We start from the raw sequence: 22,008 nt of genomic DNA, 5'->3' as shown, positions 1-22,008 counted from the left end.
GTGAAGCGCTCTGACCTGGTCGCCGACACGGCCATCACGCTGCTGGCCGAGCGGGGCATGCGCGGCCTCACGCACCGCGCCGTGGACGAGGCCGCGCGACTGCCGCCGGGCTCCACCTCCAACCTGGCCCGCACCAGAGCGGCACTGCTGGAGCTGACGTTGTCGCGCCTCACCGAACTGGAGCTGCGGGCGCTGGCCGTGGCCTACGGGCCGGACTCGTACGAGGCGCAGGGCCTGGCCGCCCGCATGGCCGAGGCCCTGCACATCCAGCTCGCGGACCGCCGCCGCACCCTGGCCCGCTACGAGCTGGCCCTGGAGGCGACCAGGCGGCCGGAGCTGCGCCAGATCTACGACGAGGCCGGGCGGCACTTCCGCGACCCGGCCATCACCATGCTGGCCACCATGGGCTCACAGGACCCGGTACGGCACGCCCGCAGCCTCGTGGCCTTCGGCGAGGGCCTGATGTTCGACGCCATCGCCGGCGCGGGCGCCGTACCCACTCAGGAGGAGATCGAGGACGCCGTGCGCGACCTGCTGTCGGGCATGTTGCGACGGGCCTCCTAGATCAGGTCAGCGTCACCGGACCGTACCGTCCCGACAACACGGCGGTGAGGCAGGGACGGAGCTGCTTGTCCAGGTCGAGCCGCACGTCGATGGCCGCCAGATCGCCACGTACGCTCTCCGGCTCCGGATGGCCGCCGCCCAGCGAGACCAGCTCGACCGCCGGCAGCCCGCTCTCGGCCGGATGCCGCGTGGCGCCCCAGTCGATCAGGAACGGCACGATCCCGCTCTCGTGCGGCAGGGTGAGCCGCCAGCTCAGCAGCTCGCCCGACGGCGTGCACCGGGACATGTCCTGGGCGTCGCCGGGATCGTAGCCGCGTTCGCGGGCGCGGGCGATCACCGCGTCGAGGTCGCCCACCGCCACGGCCCACGTCACCAGCACGGGTTCGGTCAGCGTGTCGATCCCGAACGGCCTGGGCTGTTCTGGCCGCCCCTGCTCAGGGTCGGGCCCGACGATCTCCAGATAGCTCTTCCCGCCCAGCCCCAGCAGCTGGTTACGGGTCCCGAACCCCGGGTGCCGGCCGCCCACGGCGGCTCGCACGCCCAGCGACCGCTCCAGTTCGGCGACGGTCGCGTCCAGGTCGGGGGTGGCGTAGACGAGATGGTCCAGATCCATGACCCATTTCAGCACGTCTCGCGATAGGAGACCTCAGGCAGGTGCCGCCGCCATTGCTCGGGCGACAGCGGGCCGTACCTCTGGCACACCCACGCGGCCGGGTCGGCGGGGGCGGACGGCCGCGCCAGGTCGATGGTCAGGACCGTGCCGCGCCCGGCCAGCACGCGCAACCACCGGCCGTCCGCCGAGACCGCCGCCCGCGCGGGCCGGTCGGCGGAGGCCGGGACCTGCCGGTCGGCCAGCAGCGTGCCCCTGTCGAGCCGCCAGACCCTGACCCGGTCGTTGTCGGTGCTGACCAGGAGTTGCCCGTCCGGGCTGAACAGCAGCCTGCCGGGGGAGGGGCGCAGGCGGACCAGCCGGGTGGGCAGGCCGTCCAGGTCGTAGATCTGAATGCCGGTCTCCTCGGCGATGGCCACCCGCTGCCCGTCGGGCGCGACCGTCGTGTACTCCCACGGCATCCGCTCCAGCCACGGCGCGGGCGCCGAGCGGCCGAACCGCTCGATCGACGACCGTCTGCCGTCGAAGACCAGCGCCGTCCGGTCGTGGGGGCCGATCACGGCGTACCGGCCCACGTACGCGGCCCGGCCCGCCCGGAAGTCCCACGCCCACCGCTCGCCCGACTGCGGGGCCGCCGCGAACAGCAGGCCGCCGCCGGGGCTGAACCACGCCGACTGCTCTCCTGGCCTGCCGAGCCCTCGTCCGAAGGGCGGGCCCAGCTTTCTGGCTGGCAGGTCGTACAGGTAGGAGCGATCTACCCCGACCAGCGCCAGCGTGCGGCCGTCCGGTGACCAGGCCATCGCCCGTACGCTCTGCGCCGGGCCCGTCTCGGTGGCCAGCGTCCGGCCTGAGGACAGGTCGTACACCCGCAGCCTGCCCTCCTCCAGCGCGGCCAGCGTGCCGCCGTCGCCGGTGAGCGCGTACAGCGTGCGCGGTCCCGCGTGCGGGTCGGCGAACACCGACACCGCCGGATCCTCCGCCGCCAGCGCCCGCCCGGCCTCCGTAGTCGGCGCCAGCAGCCACGCGGCCAGGCTCAGCCTGCGCGCGGTCACCGGGTCGCTCACCCGCAGCGCCTCCGCCCGCGACGTCGCCACCCTGGACATCGCCTCGTCCAGCCGCCCGTCGGCGACCCCGCGCTGCCACAACGCGAGCAGCGCGGCCACCATCGCCACCGCCGCCAGCCCCGCCATGGCCGTGCGCCGCCCGCGCGCCTGGCTGCGCCCCCGCGCAAGCCCGGCGTCCAGGAACGTCTGCTCGCCCGCGCTCAGCGTCACCCGCCGCCGCCCGCCGGCCGCCCACGCCAGCGCCCTGTCCAGCGGCTCCCCCCGCAGGAGTTGCGACTCGCGGCGCCCGCCCGCCTCCCACCGCCGCGCCGCCTCGGCCAGCTCCCGGTGCACGGCCAGCCCCGCCCGCTCCCCGTCCAGCCACTCGTGCAGCCGCGGCCAGGCCCGTAACAGCGCCGCGTGGGCGATGCGGGCGGTCTCACCGTTGACGATCAACCCCGCTTCCCCGTACGCCGCCAGCACCCCGTCGATCGCCGCCACCTCCTCCGCCCCGCGCCCGCCCGCCAGCTCCTTCCTGCTCGCGGCGGCCACCGTGTCGGCGCCGTCGGCATCGAGGCCGACCAGGCGCAGGAACACCTCGGGCACGAGATCCTGCTCGGCGGGGCTGAGCTTGCGGTAGACGGCCTCGGCGCGGGCCCCGAGCGGCGGGTCGTCGATGGGTTCAGGGGGGAGCAGGCGGCCCTGCTGGGACTGCGGGGCGTCCAGGAGGGACATCAGGAGCTGGCGGGCGTTCGGGCGGTGTTCGGGATCGGGGTGCAGCGCGGCGGCCACCAGACCGCGTAAGGGGCGGTCCAGGCGCTCGCCGCCGCCTAATCGTTGTTCGGGCCCGTAGGCGGCGAACACCAGCAGCCGCCCCCAGGCGTGCACGTCGGCGGGCGGCCCGCCGCAGTCGCCCGCCAGCCCCAGCCCGACCAGCCTGGGCCCCTCGGCCCCCAGCACGACCTTCTCCGGCGTCAGCGCCCCGTGCGCCGCGCCCGCCTCGTGCACGGCCGCCAGAGCCGTGGCCACGGCGGCGGCTAGCCGGTAGAGGTCGTCGCCCGCGAAGGGGCCGTGCCGGTCCACGACCCGGCGCAGGGTCGGGCCCTCGATGTACTGGCTGACCAGATAGGCGGGCTCGCCGTCCAGGCAGACCTCGGTCAGCTCCGCCACCGACAACGAGCGCACCCGCCGCGCCGCCTCGGCCGAGGCGGCCAGCCCGGCCCTGGCCCCGGCGTCGGGCGGGCAGGGCAGCCCCAGCGCGTGGCGGACCCCCGACTCGTCGTACGCCTCCCGGACGATCACCTGTCCGCCGCCGTCGAGCCGGGCGCCGAGCCAGTAGCCTCCCAGCCGATCGGTCATGCGAGATCAGACGCCGCCCTTCTACGAAAGGTTCAAGCGCGTCCTGAGGCGGTCGCGGTGCTGCGGCCACTCCTCTTCGAGGATGCCGAAACAGACGGTGTCGCGCCAGGTGCCGTCCTGCCTCTTGCGGTGGCGGCGCAGGGTGCCCTCGTGCACGCCGCCGATGCGCCTGATGGCGTTCTGCGAACGCTCGTTGAGGTTGTCGGTCTTGAGCAGTACGCGGTTGTAGCCGAGGTCGAAGGCGTGGCTGACGAGCAGCAGCTTGCAGGAGGTGTTCACGGCGGTGCGCCAGACGGCCCTGCCGTACCAGGTCCAGCCGATCTCGACGCTCTCGTCGAAGCCGGGCACGTCGCAGTAGGTGGTCCAGCCGACGGCCCGGCCGCTCTCCTTGGGCACCACGGCGTGCGGCACGTGCTTGTCGTCGTCGATCAGCCCTCTGGCCACCTTGCCCAGCTCCTGCTCGGAGTGCGGCGTGGCGATGGGCAGCCAGCGCCAGACGTCCTCGTCCCCGCCGCCGGCGGCGAACAGGTCGGGCACGTGGTCCATGGTGAGCGGCTCAAGCCGGACGACGTCGTTCTCGAGCACCACAGGCGCGGGCAGCTTCGCGGTCATGACGCAAACCTTAGGAGCTCTCTTCTGCCACGCTGATGGCCACCTGCCGCTTTTTGCGGGGAACCACCTGTCGACACTCATACCGGCCGGTCGGTAGGCTCTCGCCCATGGACTTCGCCTTTGACCAAGTCACCGAGGACCTGCGCGAGCGCCTGCTCCGCTTCATGGACGAATGCGTCTACCCCGCCGAGGCGGCCTTCGAAGAGCAGGCGGCGACCAGCGGCTGGGGCCCGCCGCCGCTGATGGAGGACCTGAAGGACGAGGCCAGGAAACGCGGCCTGTGGAACCTCTTCCTGCCGGGCGAGCACGGCGCCGGGCTGACCAACCTCCAGTACGCGCCCCTGGCCGAGATCATGGGCCGGAGTCCCGCCCTCGCCCCCACCGCCACCAACTGCGCCGCCCCCGACACGGGCAACATGGAAGTCCTGTCCATGTTCGGCAGCGAATGGCAGCGCAAGGAGTGGCTGCGGCCCCTGCTCGACGGCGAGATCCGCTCGGCGTTCGCGATGACCGAGCCCGACGTGGCCTCCTCCGACGCCACGAACATCGCCACCGCCATCGTCCGCGACGGCGACGAGTACGTCATCAACGGCCGCAAATGGTTCATCTCCGGCGCGATGAACCCCAACTGCAAGATCTTCATCGTCATGGGCAAGAGCAACCCCGAGGCGCCCAAACACCGGCAGCAGAGCATGATCCTGGTCCCGCGCGACACGCCTGGCGTGCACGTCAAGCGCGGCATGCACGTCTTCGGCTACACCGACGCCGACCACGGCGGGCACGCCGAGGTCGTGTTCGAGGACGTACGCGTGCCGAAGGAGAACCTCATCGGCGAGGACGGCGGCGGCTTCGCCATCGCCCAGGCCAGGCTCGGCCCCGGCCGCATCCACCACTGCATGCGCCTGATCGGCATGGCCGAGCGCGCGGTCGAGCTGATGTGCAGGCGGGCCCTGGCCAGGACCACGTTCGGCAAGCCCGTCGCGCAGCAGGGCGTGGTCCAGGACTGGATCGCCGAGTCCCGCATCAAGATCGAGCAGGCCCGCCTGCTCGTGCTCAAGACCGCCTGGCTCATGGACACGGTGGGCAACCAGGGCGCCCACACCGAGATCCAGGCCATCAAGATCTCCACTCCCATCACCGTGGAGTGGATCCTCGACAAGGCCGTGCAGGTGCACGGCGCGGGCGGCGTCTCCCAGGACTTCCCGCTGGCCGCGCTCTGGGCGGGGGCCCGTTCACTGCGCCTGGCGGACGGCCCCGACGAGGTGCACAAGCGGTCGCTGGCCTATCGCGAGCTGAAGAGGTGGATGTGAACGAATCGGACATCAAGGAGCGCGTGGCCGCGTTCCTCGGCGCGCACGACCCGGCCGGGGACCGGCTGGAGTTCCTGCGGGCCAGGTTCGACGCCGGACTGGCCTGGGTGTGGTTCCCCGAAGGGCTCGGCGGGCTGGGCGTCTCCCGCGAGCTGCAGCAGGTCGTGGAGCGCGAGCTGGCCGACACGCCGCAGCTCAACAGCGGCAAGCAGGGCATCGGCCTGGGCATGGCGGCCCCGACGATCCTGGCGTTCGGCACCCCGGAGCAGCGGCGCCGGTTCCTGCGGCCGTTGTGGACGGGGGAGGAGATCTGGTGCCAGCTCTTCAGTGAGCCCGGCGCCGGGTCCGACCTGGCCACCCTGGGGACCAGGGCGGTCAGGGACGGCGACGAGTGGGTGGTGGACGGCCAGAAGGTGTGGACGTCCGGCGCCCATCACTCCCGGTGGGCCATCCTCGTCACCCGTACCGACCCGGACGTGCCCAAACACCGCGGGATGACGTACTTCGTGTGCGACATGCACGCGCCGGGCGTCGAGGTGCGCCCGCTGCGGCAGATCACCGGCGAGGCCGAGTTCAACGAGGTGTTCCTGAGCGGCGTGCGGCTCTCCGACGACCTGCGGCTCGGCGAGGTGGGCGACGGCTGGCGGGTCGCGCAGACCACGCTGATGAACGAGCGCGTCGCCATCGGCGGCGCTCCCACGCGGCGCGGCGGCGGCGTGCTGGCCTCCATGCTGGCGGCCTGGCGCGAGCAGCCCGAGCTGCGCACCCACGACCTGCACCAGCGGCTGCTGGCGCTGTGGGTGGAGGCCGAGGTCACCCGCCTGTCCGGGGCGCGGCTGCGCGAGCAACTGGCAGCCGGGCAGCCGGGGCCCGAGGGGTCGGGCATGAAGCTCGCGTTCGCCAGGCTGAACCAGGAGCTGACCGGGCTCGACGTGGAGTTCCGCCGGGACCTGGGCTACGACGACTGGTCCTTCCGCCGCTCCGAGGACGTCGACTTCTACGGCCGCGGCCCCGGCTACCGCTACCTGCGGGCCAAGGGCAACTCCATCGAGGGCGGCACCTCCGAGATCCTGCGCAACATCATCTCCGAGCGGGTGCTCGGCCTGCCCTCGGAACCCCGTGTCGACAAGGACGTGCCCTGGAAGGACCTGCCGCGATGAGCCTGATGTACTCCGAGGTCGAGGAGGAGCTCAGGTCCTCCGTACGGGGCCTGCTGGCCGACCGCTGCCCGCCGTCGGCGGTGCTCAAGCGCATCGAGTCCGAGCCCTGCGACCTGGACCTGTGGAAGACGCTGGCCGGCGAGATCGGGGTGGCCGGGCTGCTGGTCCCCGAGGAATTGGGCGGCGCGGGGGCCTCGGCCAGCGAAGTGGCCGTGGTGCTGGAGGAGCTGGGCCGGTCGGTGGCGCCGGTGCCGTTCTTCACCAGCTCGGTGCTGGCCACGCAGGCGCTGCTGCCCACGCGTGACGAACTGCTCGGGGAGCTGGCCGAGGGGCGGCGGACGGCGGCGCTGGCCGTGTCGTTCGCCGCGTCGCCGTACGAGCCCGCGCGTGGTTCCTCGGTCAGTGTGGACGGCGACGGGCGGCTGTCCGGGACCGTCACCGGCGTGGCCGGGGCGGACGTGGCCGACGTGCTGCTGGTGCCGGTGGCCGGCGACCTGTACGCGGTCGAGGGCGCCACGGTCGAGGTCGTGCCCTCGCTGGACCTGACCAGGCCGGTGGCCACCGTCACGTTCGCCGGGGCGCGGGCCCGCCGGGTGGGCGCCTGCGACCTGGCCGCGGTGCTGCGGTTCGGGGCGGGGCTGCTGGCCTCCGAGCAGCTCGGCGTGGCCGAGTGGTGCCTGGAGACCACGCTGGCCTACGCCAAGGAGCGCCACCAGTTCGCCCGCCCGATCGGCTCGTTCCAGGCGATCAAGCACCGGCTGGCCGACCTCTGGCTCGACGTGGTACGGGCCAGGGCCGCCGCCAGGAACGCGGTCTCCGACGCCTCGTCTGTCTCCGTGGCCGTCGCCCAGGCGTGGAACGCGGGCGTGGCCGTGCACGCGGCCGAGGAGGCGCTGCAGTTGCACGGAGGGATCGGGATGACCTGGGAGCATCCCGTGCACCTGTACCTCAAGCGCGCCAAGGCCACCGAGATCGCGCTGGGCACGCCCGGCGACCACCACGCGGCCCTGGCCTCACTCGTCGGCGTCCCCGGCCCCGAGTGAGGTCAGGAGCAGGTCGGCGAAGTGCCTGCCCACCTGGGCGCCGGTGAGCGGCCCGTCCGCGTGGAACCACGTGCCCAGGTGGTGCACCGAGCCGAAGAAGTAGTCCACGACCAGCTCCGCGGGGACGCGGTCGGCGAGCACGCCCGCCTTCTGTCCCTCGGCCACCAGCGCGCGGAAGCGCTCGTGGTAACGGCGGCGCTCGGCGCGGACGGTCTTCTGGGTCTCGGGCGCGAGCAGGTGGATCGACCTGAAGAAGATCTTCGAGTCGTCGAGGTTGGCGGCCGTCGTCTCCACGACGTCGGCCGCGGCCCTGTGCAGGCGCTGCCTGACCGGGCCAGGCCCGTCGGCGATCTGGGCCAGCCGGTCCATCTGCATGCGCAACACGCGGGCGTAGATCTCGTGCAGCAGATCATCTTTGGAGTCGAAATAGTGGTACATGGCGCCCTTGGTGACACCCGCCGCCAGGACGATCTCCTGCACCGAGGTACTCTCGAATCCGCGCTCGGCGAACAGGCGGGTCGCCTCGGCCAGCAACCGCTGTCTGACCGGTTCCTCTTTCACAATGTCCCCCTTGGTCACCGCCCTAGCATACCGACTGGTCGGTAGATGGTCTTGCGGGTACTAATTCCGTCACCTTAGGCTCACCTTGGTTGGGGAACGGGTATCCCTTGACCGGCGAGGGATCTTCGGCGTGGCAGATCCTGGATATCATCTACTCATTCGGGGAGTTTGCCGTGCCCGGTGGCTCTATCTACGTGCAGCCCAACGAGAAGTACACGGGGTCGTCCCCGCAGTGGTGGTACGAGAAGTTCTGGCGGGAGGACGCGCCGAACCGGCGCAAGCTCAGATACGTTAAGGCCGCCGTGGGGTTCGTCATCGGCGTGGCAGTGGGGCTGCGCTTCGAGCTCACCGGCGCCTCCGCGCTCATCGGCCTGCTCTTCGCGGCGCTCACCTACGGCGGCGACTGGCTCCTGGACTGGTACTCCTTCCACCGCACGGCGGTGTGGCGCGGCGCCAGGCGCGGTGAGCTGATCACCGGCCGGATCCTGCGCAAGTCGCTGCGCCGCCACGGCTACCAGGTGCTCGACGGCCGGGCCATCCGCGGCCAGGCCTCGATCGACCACCTCGTGATCGGGCCAGGCGGCGTCTGGATCCTGGACAACGAGTCGTGGGCCCCCGACATCGAGATCGCCTCCTACGCGGGACGGCTGTTCTTCGGCGAGAAGTACGGCAGCAAGACCGCCAAGGCGCTGGTCGAGCGGGCCGAGGCGTTCGCCGACCTGCTCGCGCGCGAGACCGGCGTGCCGGTGACGATCGTGCCCATGATCGCGGTGCACTGCGGCATCCTGCCCAAGGGCGCCGGCGTGGTGCAGGCGGAGGGCCTGACGATGCTCAGGCCGCGCACGGCCGCCAGGGTGATCGCGGCGGCCGACGGCGGCGTGCTCAACGACACGCAGATCGAACTGCTCGCCCGCACCGCGGCCCGCGAACTGCAGCGCGTCTGAGGTCCTGGTTTATGCCAGGGTCTCGATGAACGTGGTGAGCTGGGCGACGTTGCGGCACTCGTACATGGGCACGACCGTGCCGTAGTCGCCCGCCACCGAGTCGCCCGTGTCCCACTGCTGCCTCGGCTCGGGGTTGAGCCAGTAGGCGTGGCGGGACCGGGAGGCCAGCGACTTGAGCACGTCCAGGGCGGGCGGCTGGTAGTTGGAGCGGGCGTCGCCCAGGATCAGCAGGGACGTCTTGGGGCCGATCGCGTCGCCGTACCGTTCGGCGAAGCCCTCCAGGGAGTGCCCGTAGTTGGTACGGCCGAAGCGCACCATGTCGGCCTCGTTCGCCAGCCTGGTCATGGCCTCGACCACGTCGGAGCCCGGCAGGAAGAACCGGGTGATCTCATCCACCGTGTCCACGAAGCCGAACGCCCGTACCTTGGTGAACTGCTCGCGCAGCGCGTACGTGAGCAGCAGCGTGAAGTGCGCGAACGACGAGACCGAGTCGCTGGTGTCGCAGAGGATGACCAGCTCGGGCTTGTGCGGCCGGGGCGGTTTGAAGTGGGTGGTGAGCGGCACGCCGCCGCTCTGCAGCGAGGCCCGTACGGTCCTGCGGAAGTCGAGCCTGCCGCGTTTGCCCTTTCTGTGCTTGATGGTCAGGCGGGCGGCCAGGCGCCGGGCCAGCGGGTGCACCTCGCGGCGCAGCCTGGCCAGGTCGGCCTTGGTGACGCGCAGGAAGTCGATCTGGTCGAGCGGGGGGCGTACGGCCGAGCGGGCGATGCGCTCGATGCCCGCGTCCTCGGCGATGCGCCGGCGCACGTCGGTGGCCACGGCCTCCTCGAAGCGCCTGATCCCGGTGTTGACCCGCTGGCGCGCGGTCTTCTCCGCCAGCCCGCCGCGCTCGTGGCCGCGCAGCACCTCGCGCAGGATGCCGGCCATCAGGGTCTCGGGGGACAGGGCACGCAGGACGCCGTAGGAGAACCAGTTCTGGCGGCCGGGGCCCGCCGTTTGCTGCCGTCCGAACCGCTCCACCATGGCCTGCGCGAACTCCCGCAACTCCTGGTCGGTTGAGTTCATCAGCAGGCCGGCGAGATGCTCGCGCAGCTCCTTCACCTCGGCCGTCTCCGGATTCATCCGGCCATTCGCCCGTACGGCGGCCAGCCCCGTCGTGGTCGCCGGAAACCACAGGTCAAACAGCACGTCGAAGCCCGGCCGGTAGGCCGGCTTCTTCACCAGCGTCGCCGCGTACGCCGCCCGCAACGACTCCCGATCGGCCAGCTCGATCACCCGCAGCGCGTAGGCCGCGTCAAGCCCCTCGGCCACCGACACCGGCACCCCGGCCGCGCGCAACGCGTGCACGAACCCGACATGCCTGCCCACCAGCGACGACCGCTTAGGGGACGACTGCTCAGCGGACGGCTGCTCAGTGGACGGCTGCTCAGTGGACGGCTGCTCAGTGGACGGCTGCTCAGTGGACGGCTGCTCGGGCGACGGCTGCTCAGGCATCGGGCAATCCCAGCTCCTTGGCCGCCCGCTCGTGGTCGGAGGCGTGCTTGAGCACCACGCCGAGCGTCCCGGCCACCGTCGCCTCGTCCAGCTCCTCCCGTCCCAGCGCCAGCAGCGTGTTGGCCCAGTCCACGGTCTCGGCCACGGACGGCGCCTTCTTCAACTCCAGCGACCGCAGCGTCGCCACCGTCCTGGCCAGCTGCTCGGCCAGCTCGGCCCGGATACCCGGCACCTGGGCCAGCACGATGTCCCGCTCGCGTTCCGGCGTGGGGTACTCGATGTGCAGGTAGAGGCAGCGCCGCTTGAGCGCCTCCGACAACTCGCGGGTGGCGTTGGAGGTCAGCACCACGTACGGCCTGCGCGTGGCGGCGATCGTGCCCAGCTCGGGAATCGTCACCTGGAAGTCCGACAACAGCTCCAGCAGCAGCCCCTCGACCTCGACGTCGGCCTTGTCGGTCTCGTCGATGAGCAGCACGGTGGGCCGCTCGGCCCTGATCGCCTTGAGCAGCGGCCGCTCCAGCAGGAACTCCTCGCTGAAGATGTCGTCGTCGGCACTGGTGGCCTGGATACGCAGGAGCTGCTTCTTGTAGTTCCACTCGTACAGCGCCCTGGCCTCATCCAGCCCCTCGTAACACTGCAGCCTGATCAGGTCGGCCCCGGTCGTCATGGCCACCGCCTTGGCCAGCTGCGTCTTCCCGACCCCCGCAGGCCCTTCGACCAGCAGCGGCTTGCCCAGCGCCGCGGCCAGGAACACCGAGGTGGAGATGGCGTCGTCGGAGAGGTAGTCCACAGCGGCGAGCCGCTCCGTCACTTCGGCGAGCGAGTCGAACATCAATGCTCCTGTCTGCAGGCTGCCGAACTTTATTCTAGCGGGTCGTGTCCAGCAGATTCCGATTCGACCAAGATGCGGATCACCGGTATATTCCTTCCTGCCAGCGCCGCTAGCTCAGTTGGTCAGAGCAGCTGACTCTTAATCAGCGGGTCCGGGGTTCGAGTCCCTGGCGGCGCACCGCACCGAAACCCTGGCTCAGCGCGCTGAGCTGGGGTTTCTCGGTTTTCGAAGGGCCTCCGCCCACCTTTGGATAGACCGAGGCGCGCCATGGGTTGCTCGATGGTTGCTCTTCGGCACGGTTCCGGCACATGGCCGGGCGTTCCGGGGTCCGGCTTGGGCCCTTGAGTAGGGTTAGACCCTCAAGAAGGCCAAGAGGAGCTCAAGGCGGAAGGCCTAGACTAGTGAGGTTCAGGCCGCCGTAGATGGCCATGACCTGGCCGGTCAGCCAGGTCATGGCGAGGTCGGCCCGGCGCGGGATCCAGGTGGCGACCTCGTCGGGCTCGCCGTGGCGGCCGAGCGGGGTGCTGGCGGCCTCCTCGCGCTTGATCTGCTGGACGACGGTCTCGGGCAGGCCGGCGGTGGTCAGAGCCTGGCTCTGGGTAGGCCCGGGGGCCAGGGCGCTCACGCGGATGCCGTCGCCGACCAGTTCCAGCGCCCAGCTGCGGGCGAGTTGTTCGAGGGCGGCCTTGGATGCGGCGTAGTGGGCGGCGCTGGGCAGCGGCAAGAACCCGCCCGGCCTGTGGCAGCCCTGCGAGGGCGTCATGGTTTCAAGGGCGGGATCGTCTCGATGATCTCTTCGACGGCTTTGGCGCGCAACTGCGAGCTGGACAGGCCAGGATGTCTCCGGCCTACAGAGTCCTCCCACACCTTGGCCAGCTCCGAGCGGACCTCCAGCCAGACCAGGGCCATCCCGACCATTTTGGGCCGGAAGTCGTCGGGCTCGATCCCCGCAGGGTTCACCATCAGGACGGCCTTGTCGAACGCATATATCGCCTCTTGGGGCCTCCTCTCCATGGCGCGGATAACCGCCAAGTGCAGCAGCGCCCGCCAGTGCCTGTAGATGCAGGCCTGTTCGATCTCCCTGACCGCGAGGATCTCCAAACCAGGAGTGGCAAGGCGCCTCTCAGCCTCCTGGTAGTGCTTCTCCCCGTGGGCGGCGTTGGTGAGGCAGACCTCCAGGAGGCGGCGTGCCCCCTGGACCCGCACTTCCCACCGCCGTCGCTTCACGGCCGGGTCGACTTCGTTATCGGCTGGCTTGGCTTCGGAATCACCGGACACCAGCATGACAAGCAGCAGCAGACCCCCGAGGAGCGCCAACACACCAAGCGCCTCGTTCAATTCCTCGCTCACCTCATTCACAGTAGAGGCAGGTCCATTCGTGTGAACTTAATCTCGTAGGGTGCGGCTCCTCCTGAGTGGCGCGACACGAAGTCGCGCATTCGAGTGAACTCGCAGATTGGAGGCCGGTTATGCCGGATGCGTAGTTCCTGATCAGTGTTCGAGATTAGCCCCGCCCCGACGTGCGTCGGTGGGTCCTGCTCACCGGGGTGCGAAGCTCAGGGAAGACGCCCAAGGGCCCCCGCCCGCATAACCCAGCCCCTGCACCTCCTCAAACAGCGTGGTGGCCTGCAGATGCGGATCCTGCCGCAGCCGGATCCGGCAGTACTCCTCCACCGGCGCGAACCCATCCGGGCTCGCGCTCTTTCGCTGGCCCGGCACGCGCTCCCCGCTCAGATACGCCCGAACCGTCCGCCGGTTCCGGCCCAAATGCCGAGCGATCGCCGAGATCGACAGCCCTGCCCGCGCAACGCCTGCGCTTCCACGTCTTCCCCCTGTGTGAACATCGCCTGGTGGGCTCCCCCGAACCGCAACGGACCTCGAACACCCGAAGCGTCCAGGGGAGCCCACCCGCAGCGGTAACACCGCTGCCTGATCCAGTTTTCAGCCGTCGCCGTCAGCAGCCAGATCTTCGGTAGCGCCGACGCTTGACTGCGTTCTTGGAACAGAGTTTCTGATGGCTTCATGCCTCCAACATCAAGCCCCGCGCCGTCCAGAACGGGATCCAGCCGGACGCGCCACGGCGCTCTCCGCGCGCCGTGGCGCGTGCTGAACTCATCGTTGACCTTGATTCGTCGGCACGCGCGGCTGTATGCGTCCCTCAACGTGATGACGTACGGCTTGGTCGTTGCCGGAATGGTCCTCGGCGCGCTTAGCCCCGAACTCAACGCCTTCTACATGGGCTCGATGGACGCCTCCGGCGATTCGGCGCTCATCAAATCGCTGCTCTCCCAGCCGTGGATGTTCGCCGTCACGATCCTGGCCGTGAATCTCACGAGGGTGGCGCTCGTAGCCATCACGCTTCCGTCGATGATCGTCCCCTTTGCCGGGATCCCGTTCTTCGCTTACTTCGCGTTCACCTCGGGAATCAAACTGGCACCGGTCAACCATGATGTGACGATGAGCCTCATTCCGCACTCGCTCACCCTGGTGGTGGAGTTCCAGGCGTACGTGCTGCTGCTGTTCGGCGCCTGTCTTCTGGGGCGGGCGTGGATCCGACCGGCTCGCGTCGGTGCGACGTCGCGCCGGCAGGCGTGGGTCCGCGGGATGCGGCTCCTCGGGGTGATGTGGGTCCCGGCTCTGGTGCTGTTCATCGTCGGCGCCCTGTACGAGGCGTTCTCGATCGTGTACATCGTCCCTCTGCTCGTGGCGGGATGAGGCGATAATGCGAGCATGGACCGGATCGAGACGAGGGGGCCCAGACGCATGGCGTGGAGCACACGGGAGGCCGCACGGATCGCCGGCACGACCGAGAACACGGTGCGGTACTACCACCGGGTCGGGCTCCTCCCACATCCCGAGCGTGCGGCGAACGGGTACAAGCGCTACGAGGTGGCGCACCTCGTCCACCTGCTGCGTATCAGGCGCCTGCGGGAGCTCGGCCTCTCAGTGAGCCGGATCGCCGCGCTCGGTGCAGGCGATTCGCACGCGGAAAACGCCATCGACGCCCTCGACGCCGATCTTGCGGCGCGCATCGAGCAGCTCGAGCGCGTCCGCGCCGATCTCGCCCACCTCCGCTCGCACAGCGCCCCCCTCGAGACGCCCGCCGACTTCGCCGCCTTCGCCGCCGACCTTTCGCCGAGGCAACAAGCGCTCCTCGCGATCTACGCGCAGGTCTTCGATGCCGAGACGCTCGATGCGTTCCGGCGGGCACTGATGGCTGAGGAGGACACCGACGAGGAGTTCGAGCGGCTGGCCGGCGACGCGGACGACGCGACCATCGAGGACGTCACGCGCCGCGTGGTCGCGGCCTCGCGGCGGCAGTGGGAACGCTTTCCCGAGCTGGCCCACACCGTGGATCGTTCACCGCTCGGGCCGTCCACCGCCGGAAGCGTCCTCACACACGCCCTCGACGCTCTCTACAACCCCGCACAACTGCGGGTCCTGCGCCGCCACGACGCCCTCCTGAGAGAGCTCGGATCCGCCGAGCAGCCAGACCGGGACTGAGCGGCACCTGCTGGGTGGGGCGCTGCCGGGACGCGCGTTGTTCTGTGAGGTGGCGGGACCACGAGGACCGCTGCAGGTGTTCAGCGTGATGATCGGCGCGTATCGCCTGGATGAGTCGGAGGCTCGCCAGATGCAGGTTCGGGCACTGACCTCTTTCGTGGGGGAGGTGGCCACTCGGCGACATCCAACGGTTGTATGCGGGGATTTCAACGCGGCGCCCGACAGTGACGAGATCAGAATGCTGACCGGACGTAGCGCGCCGGGGACGCCTGGAGTGGTGTTCTATGACGCTTGGGAGATCGCCGGCGACGGCGGTCCCGGCTACACGTGGAGCAACGCCAATCCTTGGGCACGCCCTGGGCTCTATTCCGATCGCCGCTTCGACTACGTCCTGAGCGCCTGGCCGCGTGCAGGAGGAGCGGGACATCCGGTGCTGTCCCGTGACAGCGAACCTTGAGTTGTGACAACGAAGGTTGAGCGGTCAGCCCTCCGTATAGATGACGGTTCCAGTTGTTGTTGGCGGAGCCTGGCGCCGAGGACAATCGGGTGAGGCCAGGCTCCGTGTTCATGCCCGCAAGTTGAGAGTTGGCCGCGTCCAGAGGGTGAGGTCGCTGCTGGTAGCAACGGCGAGGGTGAGGCCTGAAGGCGAGAATCCGGCGGCGCGGAAGGTGGAGTAGTTGGCGTGGAAGATGTGCCACCAGCCTTCTCCCGGCGGATCCTTGTAGATGTCGCCGTCCGCAGAAAGCAAAACGCGGTCGTTGGGCCATTCGGGGCTGACGACGTCGAGGCCCCAGCCATCCGGGGTGGTGCTGTGAAGGCCACCACCGAAGAGGCCGGCGATGTGCACCCGGGTGCCTGTGATTGGCCCGAGACCGGGGCATGTGAGGTCCGGGGATGCGTCAGGTGTGCTGGTGTCGGGGTCGGGATCACGATCTCGGGCAATCTTCTCGCCGGTGCCCGCATCGAAGAGCCCATGGCCGTCATTGGAGACGACCATGACCAGATCTCGTCCGCTCTCTGGATGGACGGCGAAGCCGATTCCCAGCAAGCCGCCGATGGGCGTTCTGTTGTCCAGCACCGGCTGCCAGGGCGCCGGCGCCTGGACTACGGGAGCGGCAAGAAAGTGCTGGCGCAACCGTTGCTGATAGTCCGAGATCAACGTATCTCCTTATGTGGCCGTGCGCTCCGTGATCAAGTACGAATCCGCCAAGTAAACCTGGGGATGTCCCGCCAACTGAAGCTGGTCACTGCGGAGAATCGCGAGCTCGACCTTCCCTCAGCCGCCATGTATCGCAGGGAGCCGCATCAGCGCATCGTCTGGTTGTGGACATAGAGCCTGATCAGGCCGTAGGAGATCGAGACGTCGTGCTCGTCCATGAGCCGTGTCCAGATCTCTGTAGGGCGGTGACCGTTCTCGATCATGGCGTCGATGAGGTGCTGGATCGGATCGATGGCCGAGGGGCGGCGGGGTAAGGGCTTGCGGGCCGGAGGCTCGGGGTTGGTGAGGGCGGCCTTGACCCTGCGCCCGGTGACGTGATGACGCCTGACCAGGGCGCGCATGGACAGGTTCTCGGTCTCAGCATCGTGACGGATCCGCCGGTAGAGCTCTGCCTTGTCGATGCGTTGGGGCTTGTTGGAAGGGCCGGGTTTGTCTCGACCGGGAGCTGGGCCGGCGTCGGAGAGCGTATTCGCAGCACCTGAGGGGTGCGTCCGGATAAGACGGTGAGTCGTTCGAGACGCGGCTTGCCGAACCACGTCGGCGGGCCGGCGAGAAAGCCGTGCAGGTAGCTGGGCTTGAGGTGGTTGGCCCGGGCCAGACGGCGGATGTAGGAGCCGGTGGTTTCGCCGGATCGGGGACGGACCAGGATCGGCAGCGGGACGAGCCGCTCGTCCGGGACGTTGTTCATCGGCTGGGGCCGGTTTTGGCGCGGGTGCGGGTGGTTTCGGCGGTGTGGTCCAGCGGGACTGCGTCCAACCCTTTCTTGGTGATTCTTTCGGTGCCGGTGAGGATGGCGTCGAGGGCGGCTCCGCGGATCTGGTGGGATAAGGCGCCGATCATGCCGCCGGTCCGGTCGTGCAGGTAGCGGTCCAGGCAGGTGAGGGTGCCGGGCTTGTGGGCGTGCAGCAGCAGCGTCTGTTCCAGGGTGGCGACCAGGCCCTGCCATTCGGGGCCGTAGGGAAACGGCTGGGTGGTGATGAGGGTGAAGCGTCCGGCGATCTGCGCGCCGCGGGTGCCGGACAGCAGGTCGCTGCGTTCGATGTCGATGCCGGTATAGACGAAGGTGGCCGGGATGCGTTCGGAGAAGTATTTGAGGGTGTCGGCGACTTCGGCGCCGGTGCGGCTGGTCAGGGAGATGTTGTGCAGTTCGTCGACCAGGATCAGCCCGCAGCGGGTGTCGGTGAGCACGCCCACGACGGACTCGATGATGTCGGTGATGTTGAGCCGGCTGCGGACCGGCAGGCCGAGGAAGCGGCCGAATTCGGCGGCGACCATGCGGGCGGTGGCGGCGGGCGGGACGGTGATGTAGGCGACCGGGATCCTGTCGCCGGTGTGCGGGTGGCGGGCTCGGTCCAGCAGTTCGTGGGCGCGTCCGAGCTGGGTGATGGCGATGGTCTTGCCGGTGCCGGCCGGGCCGGAGACGATCAGCCCGCGGCGGGCGCTGATCGCGTGCCGGTTGAGCAGCACCAGGCGCCGCCCGCAGGTCACCGTGTGGCGAACGGCGGAGGTGGCCACCACCAGCAGCCGCGCGTGGTGGTCGAGCCGGGCTTCGTCGTAGGCGTCGCGCGCGATGCCGGGCAGCCGGGCGTGGTCGGCGGCGTTCAGCAAGGCAGGCGGGGCCGGGGGCTCGGCCAGCGACCGCCGCCAGCCGGGAATGGTGGTCAGGTGCTGCCCGGACTGCTCGTCGGCGGCCTGCAGGGTGGTGCCGGTGAGGTGGCCGCGGTCGGTCACGAGCGTCTCCAGGGATTTTCCAGGGGATCGAACAGCCCCAGCGGGATCACCTCGGCCAGCGTCTCGTCTGCGGTCTCGGCCGGGCCCTGGTCTGATTCGGCGTCTGGTTCGGCGCACGGTTCGGCGGGCGCGACTGGCTGCGGAGCAGAAGGTGCGCTGGTGGTGGCGCGGGCTGGACCTCGGCCACACGGTGATCACCGCCGACACCCTGCACACCCAGCACGACCACGCCCGCCACTTCATCGCCGTCGGCGGCCACTACCTGTTTCATCGCCAAGGGCAACAGCGGGCCTGCCCGATTCGGATGCTGCCTGACCATGCCAAGGTATTCCTTGACGCGAATATTCGCTTTGGTGAATACTTCTCGGCATGGACGCACTCCTCACCGCACTGGCTGACCCGGCCCGCTGGCGGCTCGTGGGCCTGCTGGCCGAGCGGCCCCGCCCGGTCGGTGTTCTCGCTCAGCTCGCAGAGGCGCGCCAGCCGCAGACGACCAAGCACCTGCAGGCCCTTGAGCGTGCCGGCGTCGTCACCTCCCAGCGCTCCGGCCAGCGCCGCGTCTACGCGCTCCGGCCCGCACCTCTACGGGAACTGGCGGCTGCGCTCACTCGGCTGGCCGACACCGCGGACCGAGCCGGCGGCTCGCGCGAGACCTACGACCGCTACGAGCTCAGCCTCCACGTAGAACGGCTCGCCGCCAACGAGCCGGGGTGGGCCGACGGCCGCTCATTCACGTTCCACCGGTCGCTGACAGCGGGCCCGGAAGAGGTCTGGCATCACCTGACCGAGGCTTCCCTACTCGCCCGCTGGTGGACGCCGGATGACCTGCGCGTCTCCGAGCTTGTCTTCGAGGCGCGACCGGGTGGGCGGATCGTCCATGAGTACCGCGACGCCGAGGACGCCGACGGCTCCGACCTGGTCGCCGGGCGCGCGCTGGGAGTCGTCGAGGACGTACGCCCCGGTGAGCGCCTCGCCTACCGGCTCTCCCCTCAGCTTCCCGACGGCAGCCTCGCCTTCACCGCCCACCTTGGCCTCGGGCTCCGGCGCACCGACACGGGCACAGAACTCGATGTCCACTTCCAAGTCACCGACAGCACGGTCGACTCAGCGGACTTCATCGCAGGCATCGAGATCGGCTTCGGCCAGAGCCTCGACAAGCTCGCGGCGACCCTCGCCGCGGACACGCACGACACTGAGCACGACACCCATACAAGGAGCGCCAAATGACGAACTCGACCGGCCGCAGAGTGACCGCGAACCTGAGCCTCACCCTCGACGGGCGTTACAACGGTCCAGGCGGGCCCAGCGATTTCGCCGCGTTCGCGCCCTATGTGACCAGCGAGGTCGCGCGGAACCACATGGGCGGCATCTGGGAGAGTGCGACGACGGCGCTGCTCGGCCGACTCAACGCGGAGGGATTCATGGGCTACTGGCCAGCGGTCGCCGAAGACGAGAACGCTGACCCGCGTGATCGCGGATACGCCAAGTGGCTGGTCGACACAGAAAAGGTCGTCTTCTCGACCACCTTGACCGAGGCGCCGTGGGAACGCACCCGCGTGGTGAACGCCCCCGCCGCCGATGTCGTTGCCGACCTCAAGGCCACTGGTGAGGGCGACATCCTCGTCAACAGCAGCGCGAGCATCATCAAGCCGCTCCTGTCGGCAGACCTGCTCGACCGGCTGCACCTCATGATCTTTCCCGAGATCGTCGGAGGTGGGCAGCGACTGTTCGACGATGGCCTGCCAGCTTCGAGGTGGATGCTCAGCCACCAGCAAAGCGGCGAACTGGGCGAGATCGCCATGGTCTACGACCGAGTCCGCTAAGAAGACACCTTCGATCCGTCGGTAATCCACGTGCGGATCAGGCCGCCTGGGTCGAGTCGGGCCGATGTCTGGTCCAAGCCCGGGCGGCCTGATTGCGGTGAGTCTCCGGCTCATGAGCGTGATGGCGGCCATGGCCAGGTGTTCGTGACTCTGGTGCAGGTAGTGGGCTCAGCGGATGACGCCGATCCGGTACCTGGACTCGCCACTGCGGAATTCGTAATTGCGGCTCACATGCCCCCGGATGCGAATGCTGCCGAGGTTGTCGTTTGCATCAAGGTCATCGACCTCGATGAGCCTTTGCAGGCTGCCGACCTTGACACACTTGTCCACCTCGACCCGCTGGTCCCGGGCGATCGACACATAAGACGCGGTCACCGGCCAGATCTTCTTGCCCCTGCCATTCACGATCTTCACTTCGTCCCGGCCGTTTTCGCTGACCTCGAGGGCCCTGATGCCGTCGAGGAACACGCCCCCGCCACAGAGGTTGGCGGCGGCCTGGCCGGCCCCTGGTGCGGCCTGCGCGGTCGCCGGGCCTACGAGCGCCACGAGACTGATCGCCGCGGCGGCCAAGCCGGCGAATGTGTGAAATGATCGCATTTCTTTTCCTTCCCCGAAGATGTCGCCGTTCGCTTTCTGCGGAGTTCAGAATGTCGAACCGGGCAGCAGGAGCTGCCGATCGGAATGGTCAAGGCCACACAATCACGCCGTCGGTTGCTCGCTGGTTGCTCTTCGGCCTGACCTCGGACGACGTTAAGAATCACGGTGTCGAGTGGTGTCCGTGGTGACACGAATCGGACGTCCCTGTGTCACCACCGCGAACGCCGTTCGCCTGGTCTGCTGCCCGTAACCGGTCACCAGCGCCATCAGGAACTGCGGAACTCCGGTGAGTATGGTGCAACCGGCAGCACCCTCTCGGGCGAGGCTCTACAAAAGCCGAACGGGAACCTGACGGTGCCCGTTCGCGTGGTGACCCCTGCGGGGGAGCGAGCAAACGGGCACCGGAACGGGCCGAGGGGCGGGGGAGCGGCCGTGGTCGTTACCGATCGCATACGCCTACCGTAGTGTCCTGCGCCTGACGCTCACCTGTGACCACGCATGCTGATGGTGACGCAGTGAGATCCACAGGCGGTGTGCCGGGTGGCCGGCGGCGCAACTCCTCCGGCCACCCGGCGTAGGGTCGTTGCTTGCCAGGGCGATAGGACCATCTGGTTGCCACGAGGAAAGGATCACTTGATCGTGTAGTCGATCATGGTGATCTCCCTTCGTCGGTTCGGTCAACGCGCGGCTGTCTTGTTCAGCTCTCGCGGTGTCCCATGCAGGCCCTGCTGGAGCTGCGCAACCTCGACGAACTGCGCACTACGGCCGTCCCCAAACCGTCGTCATCCCGCAACCATTGGCCACCGTCCTGTTGATTCACCTCGCGGGTCTCGCTCGCATCAGGCCACCGGCTGCCAAGCGTGGCGATGAACGCTTGGCTCCTTGGAAGGCGTCTTGGCGTACGTGGCGTGACGGAAGCAGCGCCGGCGTGGCGCTTGCCAGGCTTCCTCAGATGATCGCGGTCGATGAGGCCGGTTGGCTCGGCCGGAATGGCTCCGTGAGCAGGCCGTCGATATGACGAGTCAGCATGTCGTGGGCGGGAACGGTGGGGCGGTGCCCGAGCAGGGCGAGCGAGGTCAGCCCTTCGACGAGGGGCAGGAGAATCTCGGCCTCCATGTCGGCGTCGAGGTCGGCGCGGAACTCGCCGCTCCGCTGGCCATAACGGATCAGCCAGGCCAGTAGGTCGCGCGTTTCGGCGTGGGCTTGACGCAGGATCTCCGCCAGGGACGGGATGGCCGTGGCGTGGGCGGTGAAGGCCGCCAGAATTCTGGCGTCGCGTCGCTGGTGCGGCTCGATCAGGGCGAGCGTACGCAGGGTGGCGGCGAGCAGGGTCACCGCCGACTCCTTGGCGGCGGAGGCGCCGATCTCCTCCTGGCCCTGCGCGGTGACGCGTTCGGTGATGTGGTGCAGGGCGAAGGCGAGCATGTCGTCCTTGGTGGCGAAGCATCGTTGCACGGCTCCCATGGACACCTTGGCATGGTGTGCCACGTCCCGGAGGGTCGCGCCTTCGGGGCCGTGCCGGTCGATCAGGTCGCAGACCGCTTCGGCGATGTGGCGGCGTCGCGCCTCGTAGTCGACCTGCTTGGGCATGGACTTCCTTCCGCC

General features: G+C 69.4%; 23 protein-coding genes and 1 tRNA gene. 11 read left to right on the top strand and 13 right to left on the bottom strand.

The annotated features are described in order from the left end of the window. Positions 1–564, top strand: coding sequence for a TetR/AcrR family transcriptional regulator (locus tag AB0I81_RS19065; RefSeq protein WP_360658212.1), 564 nt, complete (start codon positions 1–3; stop codon positions 562–564). A gap of 1 nt (position 565) precedes the next feature. On the opposite strand, the gene AB0I81_RS19060 is transcribed toward AB0I81_RS19065, so the two are convergent. Genes AB0I81_RS19060 through AB0I81_RS19050 form a run of 3 tightly spaced genes read right to left on the bottom strand, consistent with a single transcriptional unit; the run spans position 566 to position 4,188 of the window. Beyond that, complete coding sequence (locus tag AB0I81_RS19060; RefSeq protein WP_360658210.1) at positions 566–1,192, bottom strand: VOC family protein; 627 nt, start codon at positions 1,190–1,192, stop codon at positions 566–568. Next, positions 1,186–3,576 (bottom strand): hypothetical protein, encoded by a 2,391-nt coding sequence (locus AB0I81_RS19055; protein ID WP_360658207.1) that lies wholly within the window; start codon positions 3,574–3,576, stop codon positions 1,186–1,188. The genes AB0I81_RS19060 and AB0I81_RS19055 overlap by 7 nt, the downstream gene beginning before the upstream one ends. 21 nt (positions 3,577–3,597) lie before the next feature. Beyond that, positions 3,598–4,188: a GNAT family protein gene (locus AB0I81_RS19050; RefSeq protein WP_360658204.1), complete on the bottom strand. Its 591-nt coding sequence runs from the start codon at positions 4,186–4,188 to the stop codon at positions 3,598–3,600. A gap of 107 nt (positions 4,189–4,295) precedes the next feature. Between AB0I81_RS19050 and AB0I81_RS19045 the strand changes: the two genes are divergently transcribed. The 3 genes from AB0I81_RS19045 to AB0I81_RS19035 are packed head-to-tail and all read left to right on the top strand — an operon-like array spanning position 4,296 to position 7,701. Next, positions 4,296–5,498: an acyl-CoA dehydrogenase family protein gene (locus AB0I81_RS19045; RefSeq protein ID WP_360658201.1), complete on the top strand. Its 1,203-nt coding sequence runs from the start codon at positions 4,296–4,298 to the stop codon at positions 5,496–5,498. Next, positions 5,495–6,658, top strand: coding sequence for an acyl-CoA dehydrogenase family protein (locus AB0I81_RS19040; protein WP_360658198.1), 1,164 nt, complete (start codon positions 5,495–5,497; stop codon positions 6,656–6,658). The genes AB0I81_RS19045 and AB0I81_RS19040 overlap by 4 nt, the downstream gene beginning before the upstream one ends. Further along, a complete protein-coding gene (locus AB0I81_RS19035; RefSeq protein WP_360658195.1) occupies positions 6,655–7,701 on the top strand; it encodes an acyl-CoA dehydrogenase family protein in 1,047 nt (348 codons plus the stop codon). The genes AB0I81_RS19040 and AB0I81_RS19035 overlap by 4 nt, the downstream gene beginning before the upstream one ends. Here AB0I81_RS19035 and AB0I81_RS19030 read toward each other — a convergent pair. Further along, positions 7,672–8,262 (bottom strand): TetR/AcrR family transcriptional regulator, encoded by a 591-nt coding sequence (locus AB0I81_RS19030; RefSeq protein ID WP_360658192.1) that lies wholly within the window; start codon positions 8,260–8,262, stop codon positions 7,672–7,674. The genes AB0I81_RS19035 and AB0I81_RS19030 overlap by 30 nt on opposite strands. Positions 8,263–8,435: 173 nt before the next feature. Here AB0I81_RS19030 and AB0I81_RS19025 point away from each other — a divergent pair, with 173 nt between their 5' ends. Further along, positions 8,436–9,206, top strand: a complete 771-nt coding sequence (locus tag AB0I81_RS19025; protein WP_360658190.1) for a nuclease-related domain-containing protein — start codon at positions 8,436–8,438, stop codon at positions 9,204–9,206. A gap of 9 nt (positions 9,207–9,215) precedes the next feature. Here the strand turns inward: AB0I81_RS19025 and AB0I81_RS19020 are convergent, their stop codons facing one another. Next, positions 9,216–10,697 (bottom strand): VWA domain-containing protein, encoded by a 1,482-nt coding sequence (locus AB0I81_RS19020; protein ID WP_360658187.1) that lies wholly within the window; start codon positions 10,695–10,697, stop codon positions 9,216–9,218. Further along, on the bottom strand, positions 10,690–11,529 hold the full coding sequence (locus tag AB0I81_RS19015) for a MoxR family ATPase (protein ID WP_360658184.1): 840 nt from the start codon (positions 11,527–11,529) through the stop codon (positions 10,690–10,692). Before AB0I81_RS19015 ends, AB0I81_RS19020 begins: the two co-directional genes overlap by 8 nt. 103 nt (positions 11,530–11,632) lie before the next feature. Here AB0I81_RS19015 and AB0I81_RS19010 point away from each other — a divergent pair. Next, positions 11,633–11,706: transfer RNA gene (locus AB0I81_RS19010), tRNA-Lys, on the top strand. A 202-nt stretch (positions 11,707–11,908) separates the two neighbouring features. Here AB0I81_RS19010 and AB0I81_RS19005 read toward each other — a convergent pair. Both AB0I81_RS19005 and AB0I81_RS19000 read right to left on the bottom strand, forming a co-directional pair. Further along, a complete protein-coding gene (locus AB0I81_RS19005) occupies positions 11,909–12,292 on the bottom strand; it encodes an SDR family oxidoreductase (RefSeq protein ID WP_360658181.1) in 384 nt (127 codons plus the stop codon). After that, positions 12,289–12,879 carry a hypothetical protein gene (locus AB0I81_RS19000; RefSeq protein ID WP_360658178.1) on the bottom strand — a complete coding sequence of 197 codons (591 nt, stop codon included), beginning with the start codon at positions 12,877–12,879 and terminating at the stop codon, positions 12,289–12,291. The genes AB0I81_RS19005 and AB0I81_RS19000 overlap by 4 nt, the downstream gene beginning before the upstream one ends. Before the next feature lie 753 nt (positions 12,880–13,632). Here AB0I81_RS19000 and AB0I81_RS18995 point away from each other — a divergent pair. From AB0I81_RS18995 to AB0I81_RS18985, 3 genes are all read left to right on the top strand, one after another. Further along, the gene (locus AB0I81_RS18995; RefSeq protein WP_360658175.1) at positions 13,633–14,244 is read left to right on the top strand and encodes a stage II sporulation protein M; all 612 of its coding nucleotides are present in this window, start codon (positions 13,633–13,635) and stop codon (positions 14,242–14,244) included. Between the two features lie 15 nt (positions 14,245–14,259). Then, positions 14,260–15,033, top strand: a complete 774-nt coding sequence (locus AB0I81_RS18990; protein WP_360658172.1) for a MerR family transcriptional regulator — start codon at positions 14,260–14,262, stop codon at positions 15,031–15,033. Between the two features lie 76 nt (positions 15,034–15,109). Then, positions 15,110–15,490, top strand: coding sequence for an endonuclease/exonuclease/phosphatase family protein (locus AB0I81_RS18985; protein ID WP_360658169.1), 381 nt, complete (start codon positions 15,110–15,112; stop codon positions 15,488–15,490). A gap of 108 nt (positions 15,491–15,598) precedes the next feature. Here the strand turns inward: AB0I81_RS18985 and AB0I81_RS18980 are convergent, their stop codons facing one another. The 3 genes from AB0I81_RS18980 to AB0I81_RS18970 all read right to left on the bottom strand — a co-directional run bounded on the left by AB0I81_RS18980 (position 15,599) and on the right by AB0I81_RS18970 (position 17,983). Further along, positions 15,599–16,192: a hypothetical protein gene (locus AB0I81_RS18980; protein ID WP_360658166.1), complete on the bottom strand. Its 594-nt coding sequence runs from the start codon at positions 16,190–16,192 to the stop codon at positions 15,599–15,601. Positions 16,193–16,338: 146 nt separating this feature from the next. Then, positions 16,339–16,593: a hypothetical protein gene (locus tag AB0I81_RS18975; RefSeq protein ID WP_360658163.1), complete on the bottom strand. Its 255-nt coding sequence runs from the start codon at positions 16,591–16,593 to the stop codon at positions 16,339–16,341. Positions 16,594–16,936: 343 nt separating this feature from the next. Beyond that, entirely contained in the window at positions 16,937–17,983 is a 1,047-nt protein-coding gene (locus tag AB0I81_RS18970; RefSeq protein WP_360658160.1) for an ATP-binding protein, read from the bottom strand. Positions 17,984–18,352: 369 nt separating this feature from the next. Here AB0I81_RS18970 and AB0I81_RS18965 point away from each other — a divergent pair, with 369 nt between their 5' ends. Both AB0I81_RS18965 and AB0I81_RS18960 read left to right on the top strand, forming a co-directional pair. Further along, entirely contained in the window at positions 18,353–19,210 is an 858-nt protein-coding gene (locus AB0I81_RS18965) for a metalloregulator ArsR/SmtB family transcription factor (RefSeq protein ID WP_360658157.1), read from the top strand. Then, complete coding sequence (locus tag AB0I81_RS18960; RefSeq protein ID WP_360658154.1) at positions 19,207–19,806, top strand: dihydrofolate reductase family protein; 600 nt, start codon at positions 19,207–19,209, stop codon at positions 19,804–19,806. Before AB0I81_RS18965 ends, AB0I81_RS18960 begins: the two co-directional genes overlap by 4 nt. A 168-nt stretch (positions 19,807–19,974) precedes the next feature. Here the strand turns inward: AB0I81_RS18960 and AB0I81_RS18955 are convergent, their stop codons facing one another. Next, the gene (locus AB0I81_RS18955; protein ID WP_360658151.1) at positions 19,975–20,403 is read right to left on the bottom strand and encodes a hypothetical protein; all 429 of its coding nucleotides are present in this window, start codon (positions 20,401–20,403) and stop codon (positions 19,975–19,977) included. A gap of 948 nt (positions 20,404–21,351) precedes the next feature. After that, positions 21,352–21,993, bottom strand: coding sequence for a TetR family transcriptional regulator C-terminal domain-containing protein (locus AB0I81_RS18950; protein ID WP_360658148.1), 642 nt, complete (start codon positions 21,991–21,993; stop codon positions 21,352–21,354). Positions 21,994–22,008: the final 15 nt, after the last annotated feature.

The organism is Nonomuraea sp. NPDC050404, assembly GCF_040655495.1.
GTDB lineage: Bacteria > Actinomycetota > Actinomycetes > Streptosporangiales > Streptosporangiaceae > Nonomuraea.
The sequence above is the reverse complement of the archived record's forward strand: the minus strand, read 5'-3'. Positions and strand labels throughout refer to the sequence as shown.